Annotated in this window: 21 protein-coding genes; 4 read left to right on the top strand and 17 right to left on the bottom strand. The window is 46.4% G+C overall.

Translation table 11 applies throughout. The annotated features are described in order from the left end of the window. The first annotated feature begins 6 nt into the window (after positions 1–6). From BCT81_RS05525 to BCT81_RS05510, 4 genes are all read left to right on the top strand, one after another. Complete coding sequence (locus BCT81_RS05525) at positions 7–981, top strand: arginine deiminase-related protein (protein ID WP_102423462.1); 975 nt, start codon at positions 7–9, stop codon at positions 979–981. A gap of 148 nt (positions 982–1,129) precedes the next feature. Beyond that, entirely contained in the window at positions 1,130–1,963 is an 834-nt protein-coding gene (locus BCT81_RS05520; RefSeq protein WP_198596846.1) for a LysR family transcriptional regulator, read from the top strand. Between the two features lie 167 nt (positions 1,964–2,130). Further along, on the top strand, positions 2,131–3,276 hold the full coding sequence (locus BCT81_RS05515; protein ID WP_102423460.1) for a DUF1214 domain-containing protein: 1,146 nt from the start codon (positions 2,131–2,133) through the stop codon (positions 3,274–3,276). Between the two features lie 106 nt (positions 3,277–3,382). Next, a complete protein-coding gene (locus BCT81_RS05510) occupies positions 3,383–4,207 on the top strand; it encodes a hypothetical protein (protein ID WP_241908167.1) in 825 nt (274 codons plus the stop codon). A 136-nt stretch (positions 4,208–4,343) separates the two neighbouring features. On the opposite strand, the gene BCT81_RS05505 is transcribed toward BCT81_RS05510, so the two are convergent. From BCT81_RS05505 to BCT81_RS05425, 17 genes are all read right to left on the bottom strand, one after another. Beyond that, complete coding sequence (locus tag BCT81_RS05505; protein WP_102423459.1) at positions 4,344–4,976, bottom strand: acetyltransferase; 633 nt, start codon at positions 4,974–4,976, stop codon at positions 4,344–4,346. Between the two features lie 211 nt (positions 4,977–5,187). Then, a complete protein-coding gene (flhB, locus tag BCT81_RS05500) occupies positions 5,188–6,327 on the bottom strand; it encodes a flagellar biosynthesis protein FlhB (protein ID WP_102423458.1) in 1,140 nt (379 codons plus the stop codon). Then, positions 6,320–7,102 (bottom strand): flagellar biosynthetic protein FliR, encoded by a 783-nt coding sequence (gene fliR / locus BCT81_RS05495; protein WP_061031939.1) that lies wholly within the window; start codon positions 7,100–7,102, stop codon positions 6,320–6,322. Before fliR ends, flhB begins: the two co-directional genes overlap by 8 nt. 2 nt (positions 7,103–7,104) lie before the next feature. Further along, positions 7,105–7,374, bottom strand: coding sequence for a flagellar biosynthesis protein FliQ (fliQ, locus tag BCT81_RS05490; protein ID WP_008218029.1), 270 nt, complete (start codon positions 7,372–7,374; stop codon positions 7,105–7,107). Next, the gene (gene fliP, locus BCT81_RS05485; protein WP_102423457.1) at positions 7,371–8,306 is read right to left on the bottom strand and encodes a flagellar type III secretion system pore protein FliP; all 936 of its coding nucleotides are present in this window, start codon (positions 8,304–8,306) and stop codon (positions 7,371–7,373) included. Before fliP ends, fliQ begins: the two co-directional genes overlap by 4 nt. After that, on the bottom strand, positions 8,293–8,733 hold the full coding sequence (gene fliO / locus BCT81_RS05480; RefSeq protein WP_008218293.1) for a flagellar biosynthetic protein FliO: 441 nt from the start codon (positions 8,731–8,733) through the stop codon (positions 8,293–8,295). The genes fliP and fliO overlap by 14 nt, the downstream gene beginning before the upstream one ends. Continuing rightward, a complete protein-coding gene (fliN, locus tag BCT81_RS05475; RefSeq protein ID WP_004739851.1) occupies positions 8,733–9,143 on the bottom strand; it encodes a flagellar motor switch protein FliN in 411 nt (136 codons plus the stop codon). Before fliN ends, fliO begins: the two co-directional genes overlap by 1 nt. Before the next feature lie 29 nt (positions 9,144–9,172). After that, on the bottom strand, positions 9,173–10,216 hold the full coding sequence (gene fliM / locus BCT81_RS05470; protein WP_004739850.1) for a flagellar motor switch protein FliM: 1,044 nt from the start codon (positions 10,214–10,216) through the stop codon (positions 9,173–9,175). Between the two features lie 7 nt (positions 10,217–10,223). Beyond that, positions 10,224–10,712, bottom strand: coding sequence for a flagellar basal body-associated protein FliL (gene fliL / locus BCT81_RS05465; protein WP_102423456.1), 489 nt, complete (start codon positions 10,710–10,712; stop codon positions 10,224–10,226). 90 nt (positions 10,713–10,802) lie between these two features. Continuing rightward, positions 10,803–12,932 carry a flagellar hook-length control protein FliK gene (locus tag BCT81_RS05460; RefSeq protein WP_102423455.1) on the bottom strand — a complete coding sequence of 710 codons (2,130 nt, stop codon included), beginning with the start codon at positions 12,930–12,932 and terminating at the stop codon, positions 10,803–10,805. A 180-nt stretch (positions 12,933–13,112) separates the two neighbouring features. Next, on the bottom strand, positions 13,113–13,550 hold the full coding sequence (fliJ, locus tag BCT81_RS05455) for a flagellar export protein FliJ (protein WP_008218280.1): 438 nt from the start codon (positions 13,548–13,550) through the stop codon (positions 13,113–13,115). Positions 13,551–13,569: 19 nt separating this feature from the next. Further along, positions 13,570–14,889, bottom strand: a complete 1,320-nt coding sequence (fliI, locus tag BCT81_RS05450; protein WP_102423454.1) for a flagellar protein export ATPase FliI — start codon at positions 14,887–14,889, stop codon at positions 13,570–13,572. Continuing rightward, a complete protein-coding gene (gene fliH, locus BCT81_RS05445; RefSeq protein WP_102423453.1) occupies positions 14,889–15,689 on the bottom strand; it encodes a flagellar assembly protein FliH in 801 nt (266 codons plus the stop codon). The genes fliI and fliH overlap by 1 nt, the downstream gene beginning before the upstream one ends. A gap of 125 nt (positions 15,690–15,814) precedes the next feature. After that, entirely contained in the window at positions 15,815–16,876 is a 1,062-nt protein-coding gene (fliG, locus tag BCT81_RS05440; protein ID WP_004739838.1) for a flagellar motor switch protein FliG, read from the bottom strand. Beyond that, positions 16,869–18,611 (bottom strand): flagellar basal-body MS-ring/collar protein FliF, encoded by a 1,743-nt coding sequence (gene fliF / locus BCT81_RS05435; protein WP_102423452.1) that lies wholly within the window; start codon positions 18,609–18,611, stop codon positions 16,869–16,871. Before fliF ends, fliG begins: the two co-directional genes overlap by 8 nt. A gap of 16 nt (positions 18,612–18,627) precedes the next feature. After that, on the bottom strand, positions 18,628–18,939 hold the full coding sequence (fliE, locus tag BCT81_RS05430; protein ID WP_061033698.1) for a flagellar hook-basal body complex protein FliE: 312 nt from the start codon (positions 18,937–18,939) through the stop codon (positions 18,628–18,630). A gap of 133 nt (positions 18,940–19,072) precedes the next feature. Beyond that, on the bottom strand, positions 19,073–19,468 hold a 396-nt coding region (locus BCT81_RS05425; RefSeq protein WP_241908166.1), incomplete at its 5' end, for a helix-turn-helix domain-containing protein.

Below are 19,468 nucleotides of genomic sequence, written 5' to 3'. Positions count from 1 at the left end.
GTTGAAATGTTAAACCTACACAAAAAATCACTTCACATTACTAATGTTCAAAACGCCAATTGCGTTGTTATGGTGCCGCCAAAAGAATTTCGATTTAACGAAGAAACTGCACGTGATAACGAGTTTCAAAACAGAGTTAACCTCACCGAAGCTGAGGTGAAGTTAGAAACTATGGCTGAGTTTAAGGCGATGGTGGCGTCATTACGTAAAGAGGGTGTGCAAGTTGTAGAGTTTGATTATCCAGAGCTTGGTGTGGAAACGCCAGATGCGGTGTTCCCAAACAATTGGTTCAGCACCTGTAGCGACGGCAGTTTATTCACTTTCCCAATGGCCTGTGAAAACCGTCAGAATGAAGTGAAACCAAATGCGCTAATTGAAGCACTAGAGGCGTCGGGCCGTATTGTTAACCACACTGAGTCGCTAGAGTCTTATATCGCGCAAGGCTCTTATCTTGAGAGTACGGGTGTGATGGTGATTGATCACATCAACAAAACCATCTATGCCGCGCTTTCTCAACGTTGTGACCGCGAAGTATTAGAAGATTACGCAAAGCGCATTGGTTATTCACGCGTGGTTTCGTTTCAAACGGCATTGCCATCTGGTCAGCCGATCTACCATACCAATGTAATGATGGCGATTGGTGATAACTTCTGCGTGATCTGTGATGAAGTGATCCCTGAATTTGAGCGTCGCTTTGTGGTTAAGTCACTCGCGAAAGATAAACAGGTTATCTCTATCTCAATCGATCAGATGAATCGCTTCTGTGGCAATATCCTGCAGCTTGAAACCGTAAATGGCGATAAGGTCATCGCGATGTCTCAATCGGCTTACGAGGCGTTCTCTCCAACTCAACTCGCACAACTTTCGACACACGGTAAGCTACTACCATTTAACGTGAAAACGATCGAAGACATTGGTGGTGGTTCGGTACGTTGTATGCTCGGTGAAGTGTTCCTACCAACACGAGTGAATCGTCTATAAGACTATTTGCCTAGCTTTGCTATTTGAACCATCAAATACCACTCTTTAATAAAGAGTGGTATTTTTGTATGTGGGTATTGCGACTAATAAATGTTGGTTGCTCAGTAGACCACAATGGCGCGACTGGCTGATGAATAGTTGGAAATGTATGGACTTAAACTTAATTATCCCTTTCTTACGTGTTTACGAACTGAACAGTATTACTCAGGCAGCTGATGCATTGGATGTCACTCAACCTGCAATGTCTGCGAGTGTAAAACGCTTAGAACAGCAGCTAGGTAAAGCACTGTTCGTTCGTCATGGCCGTAGGTTACAGCCTACATCGGATGCGCATGCTCTGGCTGAACACTTCAAAGAGATCGAGCATCGGCTTCAGGTTGCCCTCGATCAGCCTCGTGAATTTACGGTGTATGCTCCAGAACATATCGTGATTCACTCGCCCGTTATTGAAGGGGTGAAGTTAATTGAGAATCCATTGTCGGAGAATATGGTGCTAGACCATTTAAGGCACGACAAAATCGATATGGCTATTGAGTCTCGCTTCAAACAAGAGAAAGAGCAAGCATTTATATATGAACATATTCAGGATGTCGGTCTTGTTTACGTTTGTCGTCAAGATCATCCAACAATCGGAGATTCAGTTACGTTAGAAGAGTTTTACGATCTTGAACACGTAACGCTAACGTACACGGTTCGTGAAGTCTCTGGCATTGAGAAGCTCGCCAAAATGAATCTGCCGAGGAAGATTGTTAAGCAGGTGACGAGCCCTAGCTCAATGCTGCTATGTGTCCGAAACTCCAATGCTATCTGTGCAACGAATGATAACGACCCATTGATCGAACAGCTTGGGTTGAAAAAAATTCAGGTACCTTTCCCTATTGATCCGATTCAGCTTGATCTGGTTTACCACAAAAAATATGCAAATAATCAAAGCCATGCTGCCATTCGTGCTCAGCTTCATCAGTCTCTGATAAACGTTTAGTTCTCTTTCAAGCTAGCTTTATATTGAATCATCTGACTTTCTGCCTCTACATAAACCGTGTTTATGTAGAGCATTAATTGGCGCTACTACTTCCTCTCAATATTTCTAATTACAGTAATCGCATCACCGTTATTGGTAAAAATTAGAAATTCAACGAGGAAATGGTAATGAAAAAGACAACCTCAGCTTTATTGGTGGCCGCGACTTCATTTGGTACGGTTGCAGCAACGCCTGCTTATGAAGCGAACCCTGATTTATATTCGGCGGAGTCCATTGAGCTAATGAGCGCGATTGATTCTTCTGGTTGGGCTGTTAACCCTGAAGACCATGGTATGACGGCTCAGGAGTTCATCCACCAAGAAGCTCGTTTCTTCATCAATAATTTTGTTAACAACTTCAAAGCAGGCTGGAACAACGTACATAACTTCCGTCAGCTTAACCAAGTTGGTGACACATGGGTTGTAACACCTGCGCTTGATCACCTGTACTCTGTTGGTGGTATCGATACATCTAAGCCGTTCTCTATTACGGTTCCTTCGAACGGCGACAAGTTCCAGTCTCTCCATATTCAAACTTCTAATCACACCATCCCTGTGTATGAAGTTGAAGCAGGGACTTACCATTTCACGCCAGACATGTTCGATACCCGTTTCGTTGCGTTTGGTGTTCGTTTAGCGACAGATGGCACAGAAGAAGACATGGCACGATTACGTGTTTTGCAAGATCAGATCGTCATTACTGGCGGTGGTGATGGTGAAGGTTTTGTTGGACCGGACATGGAACGCATGATGAAAGTGCGTGGCGCTTTGATGGAGGGCTATAACAACCATCTATCTGTCGCCCAAGAGAAGCACGTTGAATGGAACATTAAAGATGTGACGAATTGGGAAGGCCTAACTTATGCTAACGCAGGAGCTTGGGGTCTATCTCCACACGATACAGCAATGTACCCAGTATACGCCAAAGAAGGCGTTAAAGGCGGTGACTGTTACACAGCGACATACCGCGCCCCTAAGTCAGTGGACCCACGAGGCTACTACTCTATCACTGTTTACGGTGAAGATAAGTTCCTAATGACCAATGAGAACAATATCGTATCAACCAACCAAGGCCTAACGACTAACGAAGACGGTACATTCACCGTGGTATTCGGTGGTGAGCAGTGTGGTGAATACGCTGAAAAAACTGGCGTAAACTACGCAGCAACTCCTGCTGATAACTGGGGCTTCACACTACGAGTGTACCTACCAGATGTAGCTGACGTTCAAGACTGGGAAGCTAACATGCCAGAAATCCAGCCACTAAAAATCTAACACTCTTATCGCTACTTAATTAAAAGTGATCGTTTCGCTCATGGATGAGCAATTTCAATTGCATTAATACGCGTATAAACATGCGCGTCTAACCAAGGATTCATCCATGAAAATTGACTTAGATACATTTGTGCCGCGTACATTAGCGGTAGGCATTGTTACAGCTCTAATTTGTGTTCCTTCTGTCGCCAAAGCAGAAGACTCTGTCCAAGACATGAGTGACCCACTGGCTGTTTACACTCAGGCTGGTGCCGGCTACAGCGATAAAGGCCTCAACTTAAAGTTTGGTCAAACCTACGATACGGGCTCAGACACCACGATGGGCATGAACGTACTGGAGATTAAAGGTATTGCGGGAGAGGCAGTAGGCTTTCGTGATAATGATAAAGCCAAGTTCGGCACTGTTGATGACTCAATAGATTCAGTACGCTTTCGTAATTTTTCTGTCGACCTAACCAATGGTCGGGGCGCTCAAGTTGATTTGAACTACAACTTCGATACTAACCAAGGTTCTGCCTCGTATCGCTTCATTCAAGCGCTACCAAAGTTTGGTCCTGTGAACTTATATCCTCTAGCAGGAGCAGGTATTGCTGCAGGTGAACCTCTAACTGATAAGTCTCGCTCTGATGCCGATGAGCTACATGACCGTTACGACATGCATGGCACATTTTATGTCGCGGGTATGTACGCGAAAATAGAAATTACCGACAAGATCTGGCTGAACTATAACCCGATGTACATGGGAACTATTAGTGGCTCAGATACCTACAAGAATGGTGCGTTCTATGGTGACGATTCGATCATGACTCACGAGTTTGCAGCGTCATACCAAATCAACCCACGCCTCAATGTTCGCTACTTTGCCAACTGGAATGAAGAAGTTGATTTCGAAGATGGCGATCACCGCATAGAGTTTAACTATCAGTTCTAAGTTTAGTTTTAAAAGGAGACCCTCTGTATTTCACTGTTGAAGAGATACAGAGGGTTTAAAGTAACGGGAGCTGCTTTGGTTTTTGGGTAGATTTAATTCCAGAATCGAGTCGCTAGATAACGTGTGAACGAGCTTGTTATTGAGCTGCTAGGAATGCCTTGAAGTGAATGAATTCAACGGAGCGCTGCACAACCTCTTTCGAATACACTAGCGCGGTGTGGTTGAGGTTGAGTGCACAGGTATCCGTAGCACCTCTCAGGTTTGCATCTTCGAGTGTCACCGTACCATCGCCATGATTTTTTCCTAATACGATTCGTCCTACGCCAGCGTCGTAGGTACCAGTAATCACACCAATCGGCACATCATTATCGTAGTCACCAAGTCCATCATTGAGGATGTGTTTGGTCGAACCAAAAATGAACCCAAGGCCATGATTAGAAAGCGTTTTAGCTATGGTGGCCCCATTGTGTGGTGTGCCCGCTGTAATGATGCAGGTGTCAGCAAAGTGTGGTTGGTAGAATTTAAAGTAATGACGAATCAGTAAGCCACCGAGTGAGTGACCAAAGAAATAGACCTTATCGTGCTCATCAAAGCGTGCATTTACGAAGCGATTTAGGCGTTTTGCTGCGGATGGAAAGCGCAGTGAGTTGTAGGCGAACTTATGGGTGGTGAAGCCGCGTTTCTTAAAATGTCTATCTAGATATTGCATGATCAACGCAGGCATATACAGACCATGAATTAAAACTATGTGTTTGTTTTTATTATTCATTATTGCCCTCCGTCTGATGGTGTTTCCAGTATATGGAGTCGCAATTCTAAACTCAATAAAACTTGCTACGAATGGGACACGATAGATAGAGATATAGACAAGGCAGTAGTAAATTAATCAACCGTTGGCAATAAGCTTAAAGTCGCTTTGAGCAAGCTCAATCAGTGACGTTAACGACAACTTTGGGTGTTTCACTCGGTGAAGTCGCGATCTAATCGACTGGGTCGGACCAAGATTTAGGGATGTTGAATTGAGGCAAGCTGGTGGGTTTGTTTCTTTCGCCTTTGCGCCATGCTTTTAGTTGATTCACATAAGTTAAGATGTGCGCTATCGCGACAAAGAGTTGGTTTGGAACCATCTGGTCGATCTGAGTGGTGTTGTAGATCGCCCTAGTGAGGGCAGGGCTCTCGACGACTTCAACCTCGTGTTTAGCTGCAAGTTCTCGAATGTATAACGCCACATCATCTTGTCCTTTCGCGACAACAAACGGGGCTTCAGCTTGGCTCAAATCATAGATTAAGGCAATGGCGTAACGGGTTGGATTGGTTAATACAACGCTCGCTTTTGGCACTCGCTCATTGGCACTTCTCTTGGCATTTTGAGTCTGTATCTGACGGATTCGAGCTTTCACTTCAGGTCGCCCTTCTTGTTCTTTGTGCTCATCTTTGACCTCTTGCTTGGTCATTTTCATCTGCTTTGTAAATTCTTGTCGTTGATAAGGGAAATCAAACAAGCCAAACAGCAAGACGATTAACAGAAGGTAACCCAAGTACTCAATAGTGATGGTCGCGACCGAGAGCACCACGGTATCAAAGTGGGCGCTGACGAGGTTGGTGATCACTGAGATGTAGCTCGATATTACCCAATACAGCAGGGTAAAAAACAGAGAGACCTTAATAACGTTCTTGAACAGTTCGACGATCGATTGGGAGGAAAAGATACGTTTCAACCCCTTGAGTGGGCTTATCTTTTCCCATTTGGGAATCAGCAAAGATGGGCTGAATATCCACCCTCCAAGTAGCGTCGAGCCGACGATAGCGGCAATCATTTGATAAATCAGTAGTGGGAAAAATAGCGTAATCATCGAAAAAAGCGCGGTGCCGACTAACTCGACAATAGCCATTGGCTGGCTGACTGTTTGGCTATCAAACTGAAAGCTTACAAGAAACAGTTCAATGAAGGTCTGTTTAATCATGTCTACATTCAACACGTAGTAAGCGACGACGCTGATGAGGGTTATGGAAGAAACGAACTCTTTAGCGCGCGGTACTTGCCCCTCTCGCCTAGCTTTAGCGAGCTTATGTTGACTGGGTTGTTCGCTCTTGTCTCCGGAATCTTGATGATCAGACATTAGGTAGCCTCAGCATATAGTGCAGGTGCTGGTTCAACTCTAATACCAGATCAAAATAGTGATCGCCGATACCGGTTAGAGACGCCATTAATGCGAATAAGCCAAGTAGCATGGTCATTGGGAAACCAAGAGCAAAGACATTAAGAGACGGCGCCGCTTTGTTCATTAGACCAAACGTAATATTACTTAATAGCATGACGACGATAGCTGGCACCGCTACCAACAAGCCGGTCGCAAACATCCAAGACACCATTTTCAGTACGTATTCAATGCTGTTGAAAGGGAAAGGTGAATTGAGAGGCCAATACTCAAAGCTCTCTTTGAACACAAGCAGCACCACAAGGTGCCCGTCCAAAGAGAGGAAAAGCAGCATGGAAGTGATGAACATGATTCTGCCAATGATGGCAATACTGACTCCGTTGGCAGGGTCGTTCATTACAGCCATGGCTAAACCCATTTGCATGGAAATGGCCTGACCCGCAATCGAAAAAATGGTGAAAAATATCATCACCGCAAAACCAATTAAAAAACCAAAGATGAGCTGGTAAAAAGAGAACAGTAGCGTGTCGATGCTGAAAGGGTTAAATGGAGGGACCTCCTTCACTAAGGGGGCGAGAAGCAGAGAAAAAATAAAAGCAAACAGCAGCTTAGCTCTTACCGGAATCGCTTTATCGCCAAAAAATGGGGCGATCAGAAAAAGCCCAGTAAACCGAACAAAAGGCCACCAAAGTACCCCTAGCCATTGGGTGATATCAGTGAAGCTTATTTGCATCATGGCTAGCCAACCTTGCTTGGTATCGTATTAAAGATAAACAAGAATAGGTCGTTGATCTCTTGTAATAGCCAGTGACCCGCAAGAATGATGCATAGCAGAGTCACGAGCAGCCGAGGGAGGAAGCTAAGGGTTTGTTCATTGACTTGAGTGACGGCTTGGAAAATCGCTACTACCAAACCCACGACCAGGCTAGGCACGATAAGAACCGACACCATAAGAATGATCAGCCAGATTGCTTGGCTTACTAGAGTGACGGCTTCTTCCGGGCTCATCCACTTATCCAGAAACTGTTGGCTAAACTACCCATGAGTAAGCCCCAACCATCGACGATGACAAATACCAGCAGTTTAAAAGGCAGAGAGACAATTAAGGGCGACAACATCATCATCCCCATCGACATCAGGACAGACGCCACCACTAAGTCGATGACAAGAAAGGGCAAGAACAGCATAAAGCCAATCTGGAAAGCCGTTTTGAGCTCGGAGGTGATAAATGCAGGAATCAGCACCGCCATTGAAACGTCTTCAGGATTGGTCACTTCCGAACCGGAGATCTCAACAAAAGTCTCCAGATCTTTGATTCGAGTCTGTTTTAGCATGAATGATTTGATCGGCCCTTGAGCAACATCAAATGCTTGTCGTGCCGTGATCTGTTCATTCAGATAAGGTTGAACCGCTTGCTCATTCACCTGATTGATCACCGGTGACATGATGAAGAAGGTCAAGAATATCGAGATACCGATGATAACTTGGTTCGATGGTGTTTGTTGCAAACCCATTGCCTGACGCAGAATAGACATCACCACCACAATACGGGTGAACGAAGTCATCAGAATCACCATTGCCGGCAAGAAGCCAAGCATGGTCATCAACGCAAGAATTTGCAGGTTGATCGAGTAGTCTTCCCCCCCGTTGGCATTGGTCGTCATGGTGAAAGCGGGAATGCCGCCCCCATTCCCAGTCAAACTGCCGGTAGTCATAGTGGTCGATTTGGCCTGATCTTGCTCCATCGTGCTGATAGTGACCGACTCTGAACCCGCGGTGTTGGCGGGAATAACAGTGCCGTCTTCAGCCTGTGCAAATACCGACACACTAAACAAAAGGGTACAGAGAAGAGTAAGCTGAACCAGCAGCACTTTCACCACACGGAAAGCTCCGGTTTGGTAAAAGTAAGATGAGTTCAAAAGTCCGTTATTTGTTTGCATCTTTTTTCATGAGCTGGGAAAGCTGACTTGAGAATGTACTTTTTTCCAGCATCTCCTGAGTAAGAGGTTTATCAAGCTTAGAGATTAGCTGAATAGATTGAGTGGTAATGCCCACTAAGAACTGTTCATCGCCCGCTTGCACAATAGCGATACGCTCTTTTGTGCCCACAGGGATTTGCCTAACAATCGCCAAGCCTTGTTGATTGGACATCGCTGGCACTTGCATGCGCTTAAGCAACCAAGCAATAAATAAGATGAAGGCTATAACGAAAATTAGCGACCCAAAAGTGGTCGCTAAATCAAGAGAGGGTGGCGTTGCTGCAAAGGCAACAGAAGGAATAGCAAACAGCCCTACTCCAACTATTGCTCGAGATAAGCTCTTCAGCCCTTGAGGTAAACTCGTCAACCTTAGAGACGATAAGCGCATTAACGTAGCTTCTTAATACGTTCTGTTTGGCTAATTACGTCGGTCAAACGAATACCAAACTTGTCGTTCACCACAACCACTTCACCGTGAGCAATCAGAGTACCATTGACCATCACATCCAGTGACTCACCAGCAATACGGTCTAACTCAACAACCGAACCTTGGTTCAATTGCAGAAGGTTGCGGATACTGATCTGAGAGCGGCCAACCTCCATAGAAATGGTGACAGGGATATCCATGATGGTATCCAGCTTGCGGCGCTCGTCTTCAGAAATCGGAGACGATGAATCAGTTAGCTCATCAAGTGGTGCCGCAAGCACATCGTCAACATCAATTGACGGTGCAGAAGGGTCTTCACCAAGCGCTGCAGCCCATTCGTCTGCTAGCTTTTGATCTTCACTAGGTTCCATTACCAATTCCTATACTTTTATCTATTTTGCTATTCGTTATCGTCGCTGTTTTCTAGTTCGGACATTAAGTCTTTGCCTAGGAAAGCGAGATCAGTTTTGACCACATGAGGTCTTTGAATTTTTTCAGAAATCTGTACCGCGAGTTTTTCACCCGAGCGCCCCATTTTTACACGGTAGGTCGGTAACTCTTCTACGAACATGGTCGCGTGCTCAGGCATGTTCATTGGAATGACATCACCAGGGCGCAGCTCCATTAAGTCACGTAGTGAGATATCTTGCTCTAGAAGGTTGACGCGGAAGTTAACAGGCACATCCATGATTTCATCACGCAGTGCCGTGCTCCAACGAACATCGGTTTCCATTTTGTCTGATTGAACACCCGCATCAAGCAGTTCACGGATCGGCTCAACCATCGAGTAAGGCATGACTACGTGGAAGTCACCACCACCGCCATCCACTTCAATATGGAATGAGCTCACAACGATCACTTCTGTTGGACTCACAATGTTCGCCATACTCGGGTTCACTTCAGAATCCAAGTATTCAAACTCAACCCCCATTACTGGTGACCAAGCTTCTTTGTAATCTTCAAATACAATCTTCAGCAACAGCTGGATAATACGTCTTTCCGTTGGCGTAAACTCACGGCCTTCAATCTTGGCGTGGAAGCGACCATCACCACCAAAGAAGTTTTCTACAAGGATGAAAACAAGACGTGCTTCCATGGTGATCAGCGCCGTACCTTTAAGCGGACGGAAACGCACCATGTTTAAACTGGTTGGTACGTACAGAGTGTTTTGGTATTCACCAAATTTCATCATCTGTACGCCGTTGATCGACACTTCAGCCGTTTTACGCAACATATTAAACAAGCTAATTCGCATATGACGCGCGAAACGTTCGTTAATAAGTTCAAGGGTCGGCATTCGACCACGGACGATTCGATCTTGAGAGGAGAAGTCAAAATTGACCGCACTGTCATTGTCGGTCTCTAAGACATCTTCAACTTCTTCAACATCATCAACGCCGTGTAACAGCGCATCAATTTCGTCTTGGCTTAATAAATCGGTCACAAATTACCTATTGAATTACGAAGTCAGTGAATAACACTTTTTCAATCACAGGCTGGCCAACAGCTTGAGCCAGGCTTGCTTTAATATCTTCTGTCGCTTTGTCACGCAGTTCCACTCGCCCTGTTGGTGAGCGAAGTTGGTCAACCGTTGCCGAAGCGAACGTTGCGAGCAGTGTGCTCTCTACTAGTGGAGAGTGGTAACGTGCCAGATCTTCATTTTTGCTACCACGCACCATCAGCTGTGCTTTTATCTGAACTAGGCGATCTTTTTTATCACCTGTTACATTGAACAAGAAGGGCTGAGGAATATTCACATACATAACAGGCTCTGCTGCAACCACAGCTGTGGCGGGCTGAGATTGAGATTCTGAGGCACTATCATCGGAGCCTAAGAAAAAGAACAGCGCACCACCGATACTAAGCAGTAAAACAACAACCGCTATAATGATAATAAGGAGCTTACTCTTTCCTTTAGGTGCATCTTGTACTTCTGCCATACTTTACTCTAACTTCCTGTTCTTTCGATTAACTGACGGTTCTATCTATCAGTTGGTGCTATCTATCAATTAAGTGTGCTCAGCCTGATATTAGGCATAATAACTAATTCCATCACGCTTTGATGCGACATTCAATTCAAGATTGCTGCCACTATCAAGGTTTTCATCACCTTGCGTATCATTTGTGCGGTTAGAGCCTGATTGTTGCTCACCACTGTTGTATCTGTCTTGCCCCTGACCTGAACTTTGCTGTTGAACGGATGAATCGGCAAGCTGCATACCCTGTTGAGCAAGCATCTCTCTCAATCGAGGTAAGGTTTGTTCAATCACATCCCTCGCCTGTTGGCTGTTCACCGTAAAATGCACGTTCGCCACGTCATTGTTCATAGTCATACGGATCTTCATCTGACCCAGCTCTGGTGGGTCGAGTCGAATGTCTAAGTTCTTAAGGTTTTTAGACATCATCATTTGTACTTTTTCAGCGACCTGTTCGTTTGCTAGCTCTTTAGTCAGCTGCAACGGTGCCTGTTGAGCGGCTTGAATCTCGGCACGTGTTGGTGCTGAACCTGCGTTCGCTCCGCCTTGCACACCAGCCGCAGAAGCGATCTGCTGAGCAAATGTGGTGTCTTTCGAATCTTCCTTAGCACCAGCTTTGCCTAGGCCAGAAAGAGCAGCCGCACCAGCGCCGGCCTTAAGCAACATGTCTGTTGAACCCGCTTTAGTCGCGGCAGGTGCTGCATTCAGCGCCACACCTTGCGCGGTTAACGCCGGATCCAACGCAGCTTGTGGCTGTTGTGCTGCAACATTAGCTTGTTGAGCAGCTGCCTGTTGGGCTACATGCGTATTATTGGCGTGCAGCATTGCTGCTTTATCCGTCGCTGCATGAGTGGTAGCCGCATTACTTGCCGATTGCGCTGCAGCTTGTGCCGTAGTTTGCTGCGCAGCTGTCGCAACCGCTGCTGTTGAAGCTGCCGCTGCTAAGGCTTTGGCTTCATTTGAATCTGTATTATCCCAATCAATCGCAACAGGCTCAGCAGAGGCATTGCTTGCGCCCGGAGCTTGGTTCAATAAAGCCGTTGCTTGTTGCTGAACGTTTACGAGTTGTTTATCCAAAACGTCTAACTCAGCGGTCGTTTTAGCCAGCATCGCTTGTTCATCTGTTGTCAAACTTGTGCCACTTTGCTGCTTCTGTAGTAAACCATCAACAACAGACTGTTTTGACTCAATCTGAGCATTCAGTTGATTGAGCGCTTTGGTGTGTGCATCTACCTGTTTTGCCAACTCAATATCCGCTGGAGACAGTGCTTGGCTTTGCCCAGCAACTTCTGCTTGTGCTGCATTTTTCTGGCTGAGCTCTCGGCTCATGCTTGCTTCAATCTGCTCTGGAGTGACGCCTTTATCCATCAACTGGCGAATTTCATCATCTGTTAATTGGGAAACGCCTTTCCCGCCAGTAAGCACAGCAATTTCAGAGTCCACCTCTAGCGCGCGACCTTGATTCGCTGCGTTGGTTTGCTGTAGTTGCTTACCCACTTCACCTTCGACAGAGAATCCTTCAACAGAAGCTCCTGGAATATTACCTTGAGCTTGGTCGACCTGAGCCTGTTCTAACTGAGACTGTTGTGGCAAGGCTTTGCCGTTTGGTGTCTGATTCAGCGTTTTATTTGCCTCATCCAACTGACCTAATAACTTGTTTCCTTCATTCATCGCAGCCGCCGCTTGCGATGCTTGAGTCGATTCGTCTACCGCTGATGAAGCTTGGCCTTTAGGTTGCGCTACCGGTTCTATAGAGTCGTTGCTCTTAACCGACTCATCTTTCCCATCCGCCTTGTTAGCGATAGCTGCATCATCGGTTGAATTTGCTTTGAGCTGTGGCTCTGAGCTGGACACAGCCTCTACAGCGGTTTTCTCGCCCTCGACTTCTGAAGCCACTTGCTCACTTTTCGCCTTACTCACTTCATCGGTAGAGTCAGGTGTCTTCACTTCAGCTGATGCTTCACCTTCCTTAGCCGCTTGCTTAGCATCAGATTTCTCAGCACTTTCTGTGCCTTTCACCTCAGCTTTTTTATTGCCACTTTCTTCAAAGCCAATAGCTTCTTTGAAAGATTCAAAGAAACCTTTTGAGTCGCCGGTTTCCTCTACCTTTGAAGCGGCAGAACCGGTGTCCAACAACGAAGACGTTGTGTTGGTCGCTGAATTTGAAGAAGGACTAACGTTCATATATACAAGCTCTATCTACTAGCTTTGCCACCATAAACAGGCAACAAAAAGAAAGTCGGATGCTTTTCATACCTTTGGCAGGCACAAGGCGCAATTTTATATAAAACAGAGCAAGAAACATGCCTAGAAAACTCGGCTAATCACCATGTGAACAGCGCCAGTAGGATTCATGGCTCGGGATCACATCTTCTTACGGCTATAAAGCAAAGTTGAAAACTCATCCATCTGCTTTTGTTCTCTTTGATCCTGCAGTTTGGCTTTCTCTTTCTGCTTCTTCTCCATCAACCACTCGTAGGACTTACGTTTTTTACGCAGTTCCATCCAGTAGTTCTGGCAGTTATCGACCTGGTTTTTAAAGTGATGCTCCGCTTCTCGTTGTTTAGAAAGCGTTTCGTCCAATTGAGTTAAGAAGCGATTCAAATGCCCATATTGACTGGCTGTTAGCCCTGCCTTGCCTCTATCGACAAGCTGCTGGCAATAATCCAGTCGATACTTTTCAATCTGTGCGACCTGTTCGTAGTAACCTTGCAGCTCCGCATTCGCTTTGTTGAGCGCTAATACCGCTTGGTTTTCTTGGTCTTTCGCTTGGTCGAGAAGAAACTCTAATGCGTTATCCATGACTAACCTTAATCACCTGCTAGCCACCCAGCACGTGCTTCAACATGTTGACGCACATATCGTAAGAAACCGTTTCTTTCATCTTCTGCTGTAAGTACTCATCTAACTTCGGCTTCAAGGTGAAGGCGCTATCAATCGCAGGGTCGGTACCCGGCTTGTAAGCACCAATCGACACCAAGTCTTGGTTCTTACGGCAGATAGAAAGTACTTGTCGTACGGCTTTCGACATCAACACATGTTCTTCGGTGGTAATCTGAGGCATCACACGGCTGACGGATTTCTCAACGTCAATCGCAGGATAATGACCCGCATCTGCCATTTCACGTGACAACACAACGTGGCCATCGAGGATCGCTCGTGAAGCATCGGCGATTGGATCTTGTAGATCATCTCCTTCTGTTAGTACGGTAAAGAAGGCCGTGATCGAGCCTTGCTCATCATTGCCGTTACCTGCACGTTCAACCAGCGCTGGCAATTTAGCAAATACCGATGGCGGGTAGCCTTTGGTTGCTGGCGGCTCGCCAACAGATAGTGCGATTTCACGCTGAGCCTGTGCAAAACGGGTCAGTGAGTCCATCAAGAGTAGAACATCTAAACCTTGGTCACGGAAGTATTCCGCCACAGTTAGCGCCGTTTGACAGCCTTTCAAACGCATCAATGGTGATGAATCGGCAGGCGCAGCAACCACAACCGATCGCTTACGACCATCTTCACCAAGAATCTCTTCGATAAACTCTTTTACTTCGCGTCCACGCTCACCGATTAAGCCCACCACAACCACTTGCGCTGTGGTACCTCGAGTCATCATGCCTAGTGTTACGGATTTACCCACACCAGAACCGGCGAACAGACCGATACGTTGCCCTTTACCGACGGTAAGTAAACCATTAATTGCCTTTAGACCCACATCAAGAGGTTCTGAAATCGGCTTACGAGCTAAAGGGTTAATCGGTTCGGCACTGAATGATGCGCGTTGCTCAGTATAGATAGGACCAAGCCCATCCAATGGGTTGCCCACACCGTCGATAACACGGCCAAGCAGTTCCATCCCAACAGGAATGCCGCTTTCAGAAGTCATAGGGGTGACACGAGCACCTGGTAAGATCCCTGTGATTTGTTCACTCGGCATCAGAAACAGGTTATCACCAGAGAAGCCAACCACTTCAGCTTCCATCTGGCCAGACATAGTTTCAACTAAGCACAAGCTACCAATTGGGGCTTTACAGCCAGTTGCTTCAAGGGTTAGTCCGACTACCCGTACCAACTTACCAGAGGCAACGGGACGTGATTTTAGCCCTTCGACTTTGTATTGGCTGAGACGATTCGCTAACTCAAGCATTACGCATGACCTTGATGGCGGTTAACACCACAGAAGCTCTGGATAACGTTCTTCACACGCTCTTCCATTCGATAATTCACACTCGATTCACCTGCTTCAATTTGTACATCGCCACGGTTAAGCGCTGGCTCTGAAACTAATGTCCAATTGCGGCAGTCCAGTTCCGTATCCCCATACGCAGAGCGAATGATCGTGACGTCTTCCGGGTTAAGCTTCAAGGTAATAGCGTGACCAGAAATCGGCAGCGATTCGACTGACTCTTTCACGGTATCTAGGATGATTTGTGGATTGGTCTGAACTTCAACGTGCACCACTTCTTTAACCATGGTCAGCACCATGTCCACCAGCTGCTTTTCAACCTGAGCATTCATCAGTTCCAAAGGCTGAGCAAACTGGTTCGCGAGCCCCATAAAGATAGCGACTTGTTGTTGAATGTACTCTTGACCAGCGGTGACACCTTCCAGCTTGCCAGCTTCATTGCCTTCGGCATGACCCGCAGCAAAACCTTCTTCTTTGCCTTTTTCGTAACCTTGTTTGAAACCAGCTTCTTGACCTTGATGCAGGCCTTCTTGATAAGCGCCTTGCTTGATCAGTTCGATTTGTTCTTCGGTCAGAATCAGCTCTTCTTCTTCGATCGCTTCTTCAACCGTTGGCATCCAACCCGGATCGTAGTTAAACGCCGTTTCTTTGGCTTGTTTACTCACATCAGAGGTGTAATCAGGCAGCCCCCATTTCTGAGGTTGGGCAACCGTATTATCTTCTTCAGGGCGAAGGAAGCCGCGTTTTCTATCACCTGACATATCAGTACCTATTTCTGAGTGAGCCCAACTGCGTATAAATTCAGGCAGTTAAACTGTAATTAATCTGTGGTTCGAGGTTGGATAAAGAAAAGCCCCAACGGTGTGGGGCTTTTGAGGTTTCTGTATTAAAGGAACTCGTCGGCGCCACCAGACAGCATAATCTCGCCACTGTCTGCCATCTTCCTCGCAATACCCAAAATCTCTTTTTGAGCCGCTTCTACGTCAGAGACTTTCACTGGCGGCATCGCCTCAATATCGTCTCTCATCATATCGGCAGCACGTTTAGACATGTTCTTGAAGATCTTCTCACGCAGGCCTTCATCAGCACCTTTAAGTGCTTTCTGTAGAACGTCTTGTGGAACGTCACGTAGCAGTTTCTGAACGCCTTGGTCGTCCACTTCAATGAGGTTTTCAAAGACAAACATAAGATCTTGAATCTGCGTTGCCATGTCTTCGTCTTGATCGCGGATTTGATCCATCAAGACACCTTCTACGTTGTTGTCCATGTAGTTCATGATCTCTGCCGCTGCCTTCAGGCCGCCAATTTTGGCCGCTTGAGCACCAGCTTGACCAGCGAACTGTTTCTCCATGATTTCGTTCAGCTCAGCAAGCGCCGAAGGTTGAACTTCTTCAAGGTTAGCAATACGCATCATCAGATCTAAACGTACACGTTCAGGGAACTGAGACAGTATCTCAGCAGACTGATCGGCTTCTAGGTAAGACAATACGATGGTTTGAATCTGCGGGTGCTCGTTGATGATGATACTTGCCACCTGACGAGGATCCATCCACTTAAGAGAATCCAAGCCTTTTGAGCCAGTTCCCAGAAGGATTTGGTCAACAAGGTTGTTGGCCTTGTCTTCACCCAGAGCAGCCACCAGTGCATTACGCATGAAGTCTTCACTGCCCATACCGATGTTAGTATACTTCTGAATGTCATCTAAGAAAGCACGGTGCACAGCACCTACTTTTTCTTGAGACAAATCTGTTGCACGCGCCATTGCACTACCCACACGTTGAACCTGCTTAGGTTCTAGGTGGCGAATAATGCCCGCCGCATCTTCTTCATTCAAACTTAGCAATAAGATCGCAGCGCGTTCATCGCCTGAGATAGAGCCGATATCCACACTTGAAACATCAAGCACTTCACCGCCTTCAGCTTGTTGTGGAACAATTTCGTTAGCCATCTGCCATCCAATTCTTAACTACTTGAGCTGCTAGCTCTGGTTCATTCGCTACAAGTGCACGTACTGCTTTCAGTACGTCTTCATCTTTATGAAGATTCGGTAAGTCGATGCTTGAACCAAATTCAAACAGCTCGCCGCCTTCAATGTCACCGCCAATTAGGCTGGTCTCGCCATCGGCACCAATTGGCATGCCGTCTGGACCGTACATCTGGTCATCGTTGTCTGCAGCTGGGTTAAGCAGTTTCTTCATTGCTGGGCGAACAAGAACTAACACCACCACAATAATAACCAACGCGCTCGCAAACCAACGTACCCAATCATTGAAGTTAGGGTGCTCCCAGATAGGCACATCAGGAACCACATCTGTGATTTGTGGTGCGAACTGCATGCTTAATACATTCAATAAGTCACCGCGGCTTTCATCAAAACCAACCGTACCAATCAGTACTTGGCGAATCGCGTTGATTTCGCTAGCTGGGATTGGCGTGTGCACCACTTCACCCGTATCTGGGTTGATGGATTGACGGTCTTTAATCGCTACCGATACCGTTTGACGGTTCACCGTACCAGTCTGCTTACGCTCATGACTGATAGTGGTGTCTAATTCGAAGTTTCGCGTTGCTTCTTTATGAACCGAGCCCTGCCCAGTCATCGCACCATCTTTCATCTGAGCGACATCTTGAGGGATAGACGCATCTGATGGAGGCTGGTTACTCAGCGCCCCCGGAATACCAGCGACAGTATTACCGTTATTGTAATCTTCTAAGGTGTATTCGCTTCGCGTTGCCGGCGTGTTCGGATCAAAGCGTTTTCTGGTTTGTTCTACCGCACTAAAGTCGAGCTGAATATCAACCTGCGCCGTGTAGTTTCCAAAACCAAGGATAGGAATCAAGATAGAGTCAATTTTCTCACGCAGTGCTTGTTCTTGGTTGCGCTCTAACTCGTGCTCTTTACGGCGCGCCGCAGACATTGGGTCTTGAGAACCAGAGCTCAGCAGTCGACCATGTTGATCAGTCACAGTAATTCGTGAGGTTTTCATTCCCGGAACGGCACTCGCCACCATATCGACAACAGAGTCAACCTCTTGCTGCTTAAGGTTAGTACCCGTTTTGAGGGTTAGAAATACAGAGGCAGAGGCTTCTTGATTATGACGAACAAAAACACTTTGCTTCGGCAGCGCCAATAAAACCTGCGCTTTACGCACCTGCTTCATCTGCTCAATGGCTTTCGCAAGCTGTCTTTCGCGGCTTAATTTGAGGCGTTCTTGCTCTAAACGTTGTGATACACCAAAACCCATGTCTTGCATGAGGATGTCATCACCTGCGTTTCGCTCTTGGTTCAAACCAGCGCGAACCATATTAAGCTTCAAGGAGTTATATTCACTTGCTGGTACCGAGATGGTATTACCCTCAAGCGAGTACTCGATCTTTTGCTGATCTAAGTAATCCAGAACTGGGATCAACTCTTCTGTTTCATAAGCCCCTAATGGACGCATTTCTGGCTCTTTAACCCAGAAAAACAGCATCACAATAAGCGCGACACAGATTGAGATAGACAGCACTAAGACGACCTGACGAAGTAAATCGAGGTCACCTACGGCCATATCAAATTTAGATGAACTACGTTCACCTAGATCCGGGTTTTGCCCTTCTCCGTCCAGCTCAGCACCCGCAATGAGTGCGTGGTCGTTACCATCGCTCACGGTTAAATCTGTTGTTTGACTATTATCTGCCACTACTTAACTACCCAACTTATACCGGCATATTCATCAGCTCTTTGTATGACTCAACCAACTTATTTCTAATTTGGATTGTCGCTTCAAAGGCCACACTAGATTTATTACGAGCAATCATCACATCAGACAGCGACACACTTTGGTCACCGCTATCAAAACGAGTTTGTAGATCCCCTGAGGTCTTTTGCAATGAGTTCACATTGTTGATGGCTTGCGTCAGCATGTTGCCGAAGTCTGCACCGACCGTTTGCCCTGTCGCAGCAGGACGCGCGCTCGCAGCTTCAACCATCATTGCCTGCATTTCGCCTTGTAAACCATCTATTCTCATTTACTACCTCAAGGAGTCAAATTTATGACTATCTATTTTGCTGTATTATTGACAGAGCAATTAGCGTGCCATACCTAAAAACGACTAGATATCGTATTACACTAGTCAGAAAGCTGACACTACTAATCTGTGCTTAGTTTGGGATATCTATTCCAGCATCGCGCATTTTTGCTAACTTATAGCGCAATGTGCGAGGGCTAATACCTAGTTTCTCAGCCATATCTTTACGTCGGCCGTTACATGCGATCAAAGTTTCAAGGATGATCGCATACTCTTGATCTCTAAGCTCATTCCCCAGACCTTCACTGCTTGAAGCGATTTTGTTGATTGGGTTTGCTTCCGCAATAGGCTTGATATCTGGTGTTGCCACATCGCTACCTTCCACAATCTGCTGTAGGCCACTAGCGTCTTGCCAATCCACCCCTTCAAGTAGGATGTGTTCACCTACAGCGATACGGTTCAGGCTCAGGTTGCCATCGTCTTGAGTCACTTCAACTAAAGAAAGGTCGGTAGTACCACCACCGATATC

This window comes from Vibrio sp. 10N.261.52.A1, from assembly GCF_002876325.1.
In the GTDB taxonomy this organism is placed as follows: Bacteria; Pseudomonadota; Gammaproteobacteria; order Enterobacterales; family Vibrionaceae; genus Vibrio; species Vibrio chagasii.
The sequence above is the reverse complement of the archived record's forward strand: the minus strand, read 5'-3'. Positions and strand labels throughout refer to the sequence as shown.

What these genes read in the sequence shown, in the direction of transcription:
- BCT81_RS05525 (WP_102423462.1), top strand. Translation starts at nt 7, where the DNA reads ATGTTAAACCTACACAAAAAATCACTTCACATTACTAATGTTCAAAAC.
- BCT81_RS05520 (WP_198596846.1), top strand. Translation starts at nt 1,130, where the DNA reads ATGGACTTAAACTTAATTATCCCTTTCTTACGTGTTTACGAACTGAAC.
- BCT81_RS05515 (WP_102423460.1), top strand. Translation starts at nt 2,131, where the DNA reads ATGAAAAAGACAACCTCAGCTTTATTGGTGGCCGCGACTTCATTTGGT.
- BCT81_RS05510 (WP_241908167.1), top strand. Translation starts at nt 3,383, where the DNA reads ATGAAAATTGACTTAGATACATTTGTGCCGCGTACATTAGCGGTAGGC.
- BCT81_RS05505 (WP_102423459.1), bottom strand. Translation starts at nt 4,976, where the DNA reads ATGAATAATAAAAACAAACACATAGTTTTAATTCATGGTCTGTATATG.
- flhB (WP_102423458.1), bottom strand. Translation starts at nt 6,327, where the DNA reads ATGTCTGATCATCAAGATTCCGGAGACAAGAGCGAACAACCCAGTCAA.
- fliR (WP_061031939.1), bottom strand. Translation starts at nt 7,102, where the DNA reads ATGATGCAAATAAGCTTCACTGATATCACCCAATGGCTAGGGGTACTT.
- fliQ (WP_008218029.1), bottom strand. Translation starts at nt 7,374, where the DNA reads ATGAGCCCGGAAGAAGCCGTCACTCTAGTAAGCCAAGCAATCTGGCTG.
- fliP (WP_102423457.1), bottom strand. Translation starts at nt 8,306, where the DNA reads ATGCAAACAAATAACGGACTTTTGAACTCATCTTACTTTTACCAAACC.
- fliO (WP_008218293.1), bottom strand. Translation starts at nt 8,733, where the DNA reads ATGCGCTTATCGTCTCTAAGGTTGACGAGTTTACCTCAAGGGCTGAAG.
- fliN (WP_004739851.1), bottom strand. Translation starts at nt 9,143, where the DNA reads ATGGAACCTAGTGAAGATCAAAAGCTAGCAGACGAATGGGCTGCAGCG.
- fliL (WP_102423456.1), bottom strand. Translation starts at nt 10,712, where the DNA reads ATGGCAGAAGTACAAGATGCACCTAAAGGAAAGAGTAAGCTCCTTATT.
- BCT81_RS05460 (WP_102423455.1), bottom strand. Translation starts at nt 12,932, where the DNA reads ATGAACGTTAGTCCTTCTTCAAATTCAGCGACCAACACAACGTCTTCG.
- fliJ (WP_008218280.1), bottom strand. Translation starts at nt 13,550, where the DNA reads ATGGATAACGCATTAGAGTTTCTTCTCGACCAAGCGAAAGACCAAGAA.
- fliI (WP_102423454.1), bottom strand. Translation starts at nt 14,889, where the DNA reads ATGCTTGAGTTAGCGAATCGTCTCAGCCAATACAAAGTCGAAGGGCTA.
- fliH (WP_102423453.1), bottom strand. Translation starts at nt 15,689, where the DNA reads ATGTCAGGTGATAGAAAACGCGGCTTCCTTCGCCCTGAAGAAGATAAT.
- fliG (WP_004739838.1), bottom strand. Translation starts at nt 16,876, where the DNA reads ATGGCTAACGAAATTGTTCCACAACAAGCTGAAGGCGGTGAAGTGCTT.
- fliE (WP_061033698.1), bottom strand. Translation starts at nt 18,939, where the DNA reads ATGAGAATAGATGGTTTACAAGGCGAAATGCAGGCAATGATGGTTGAA.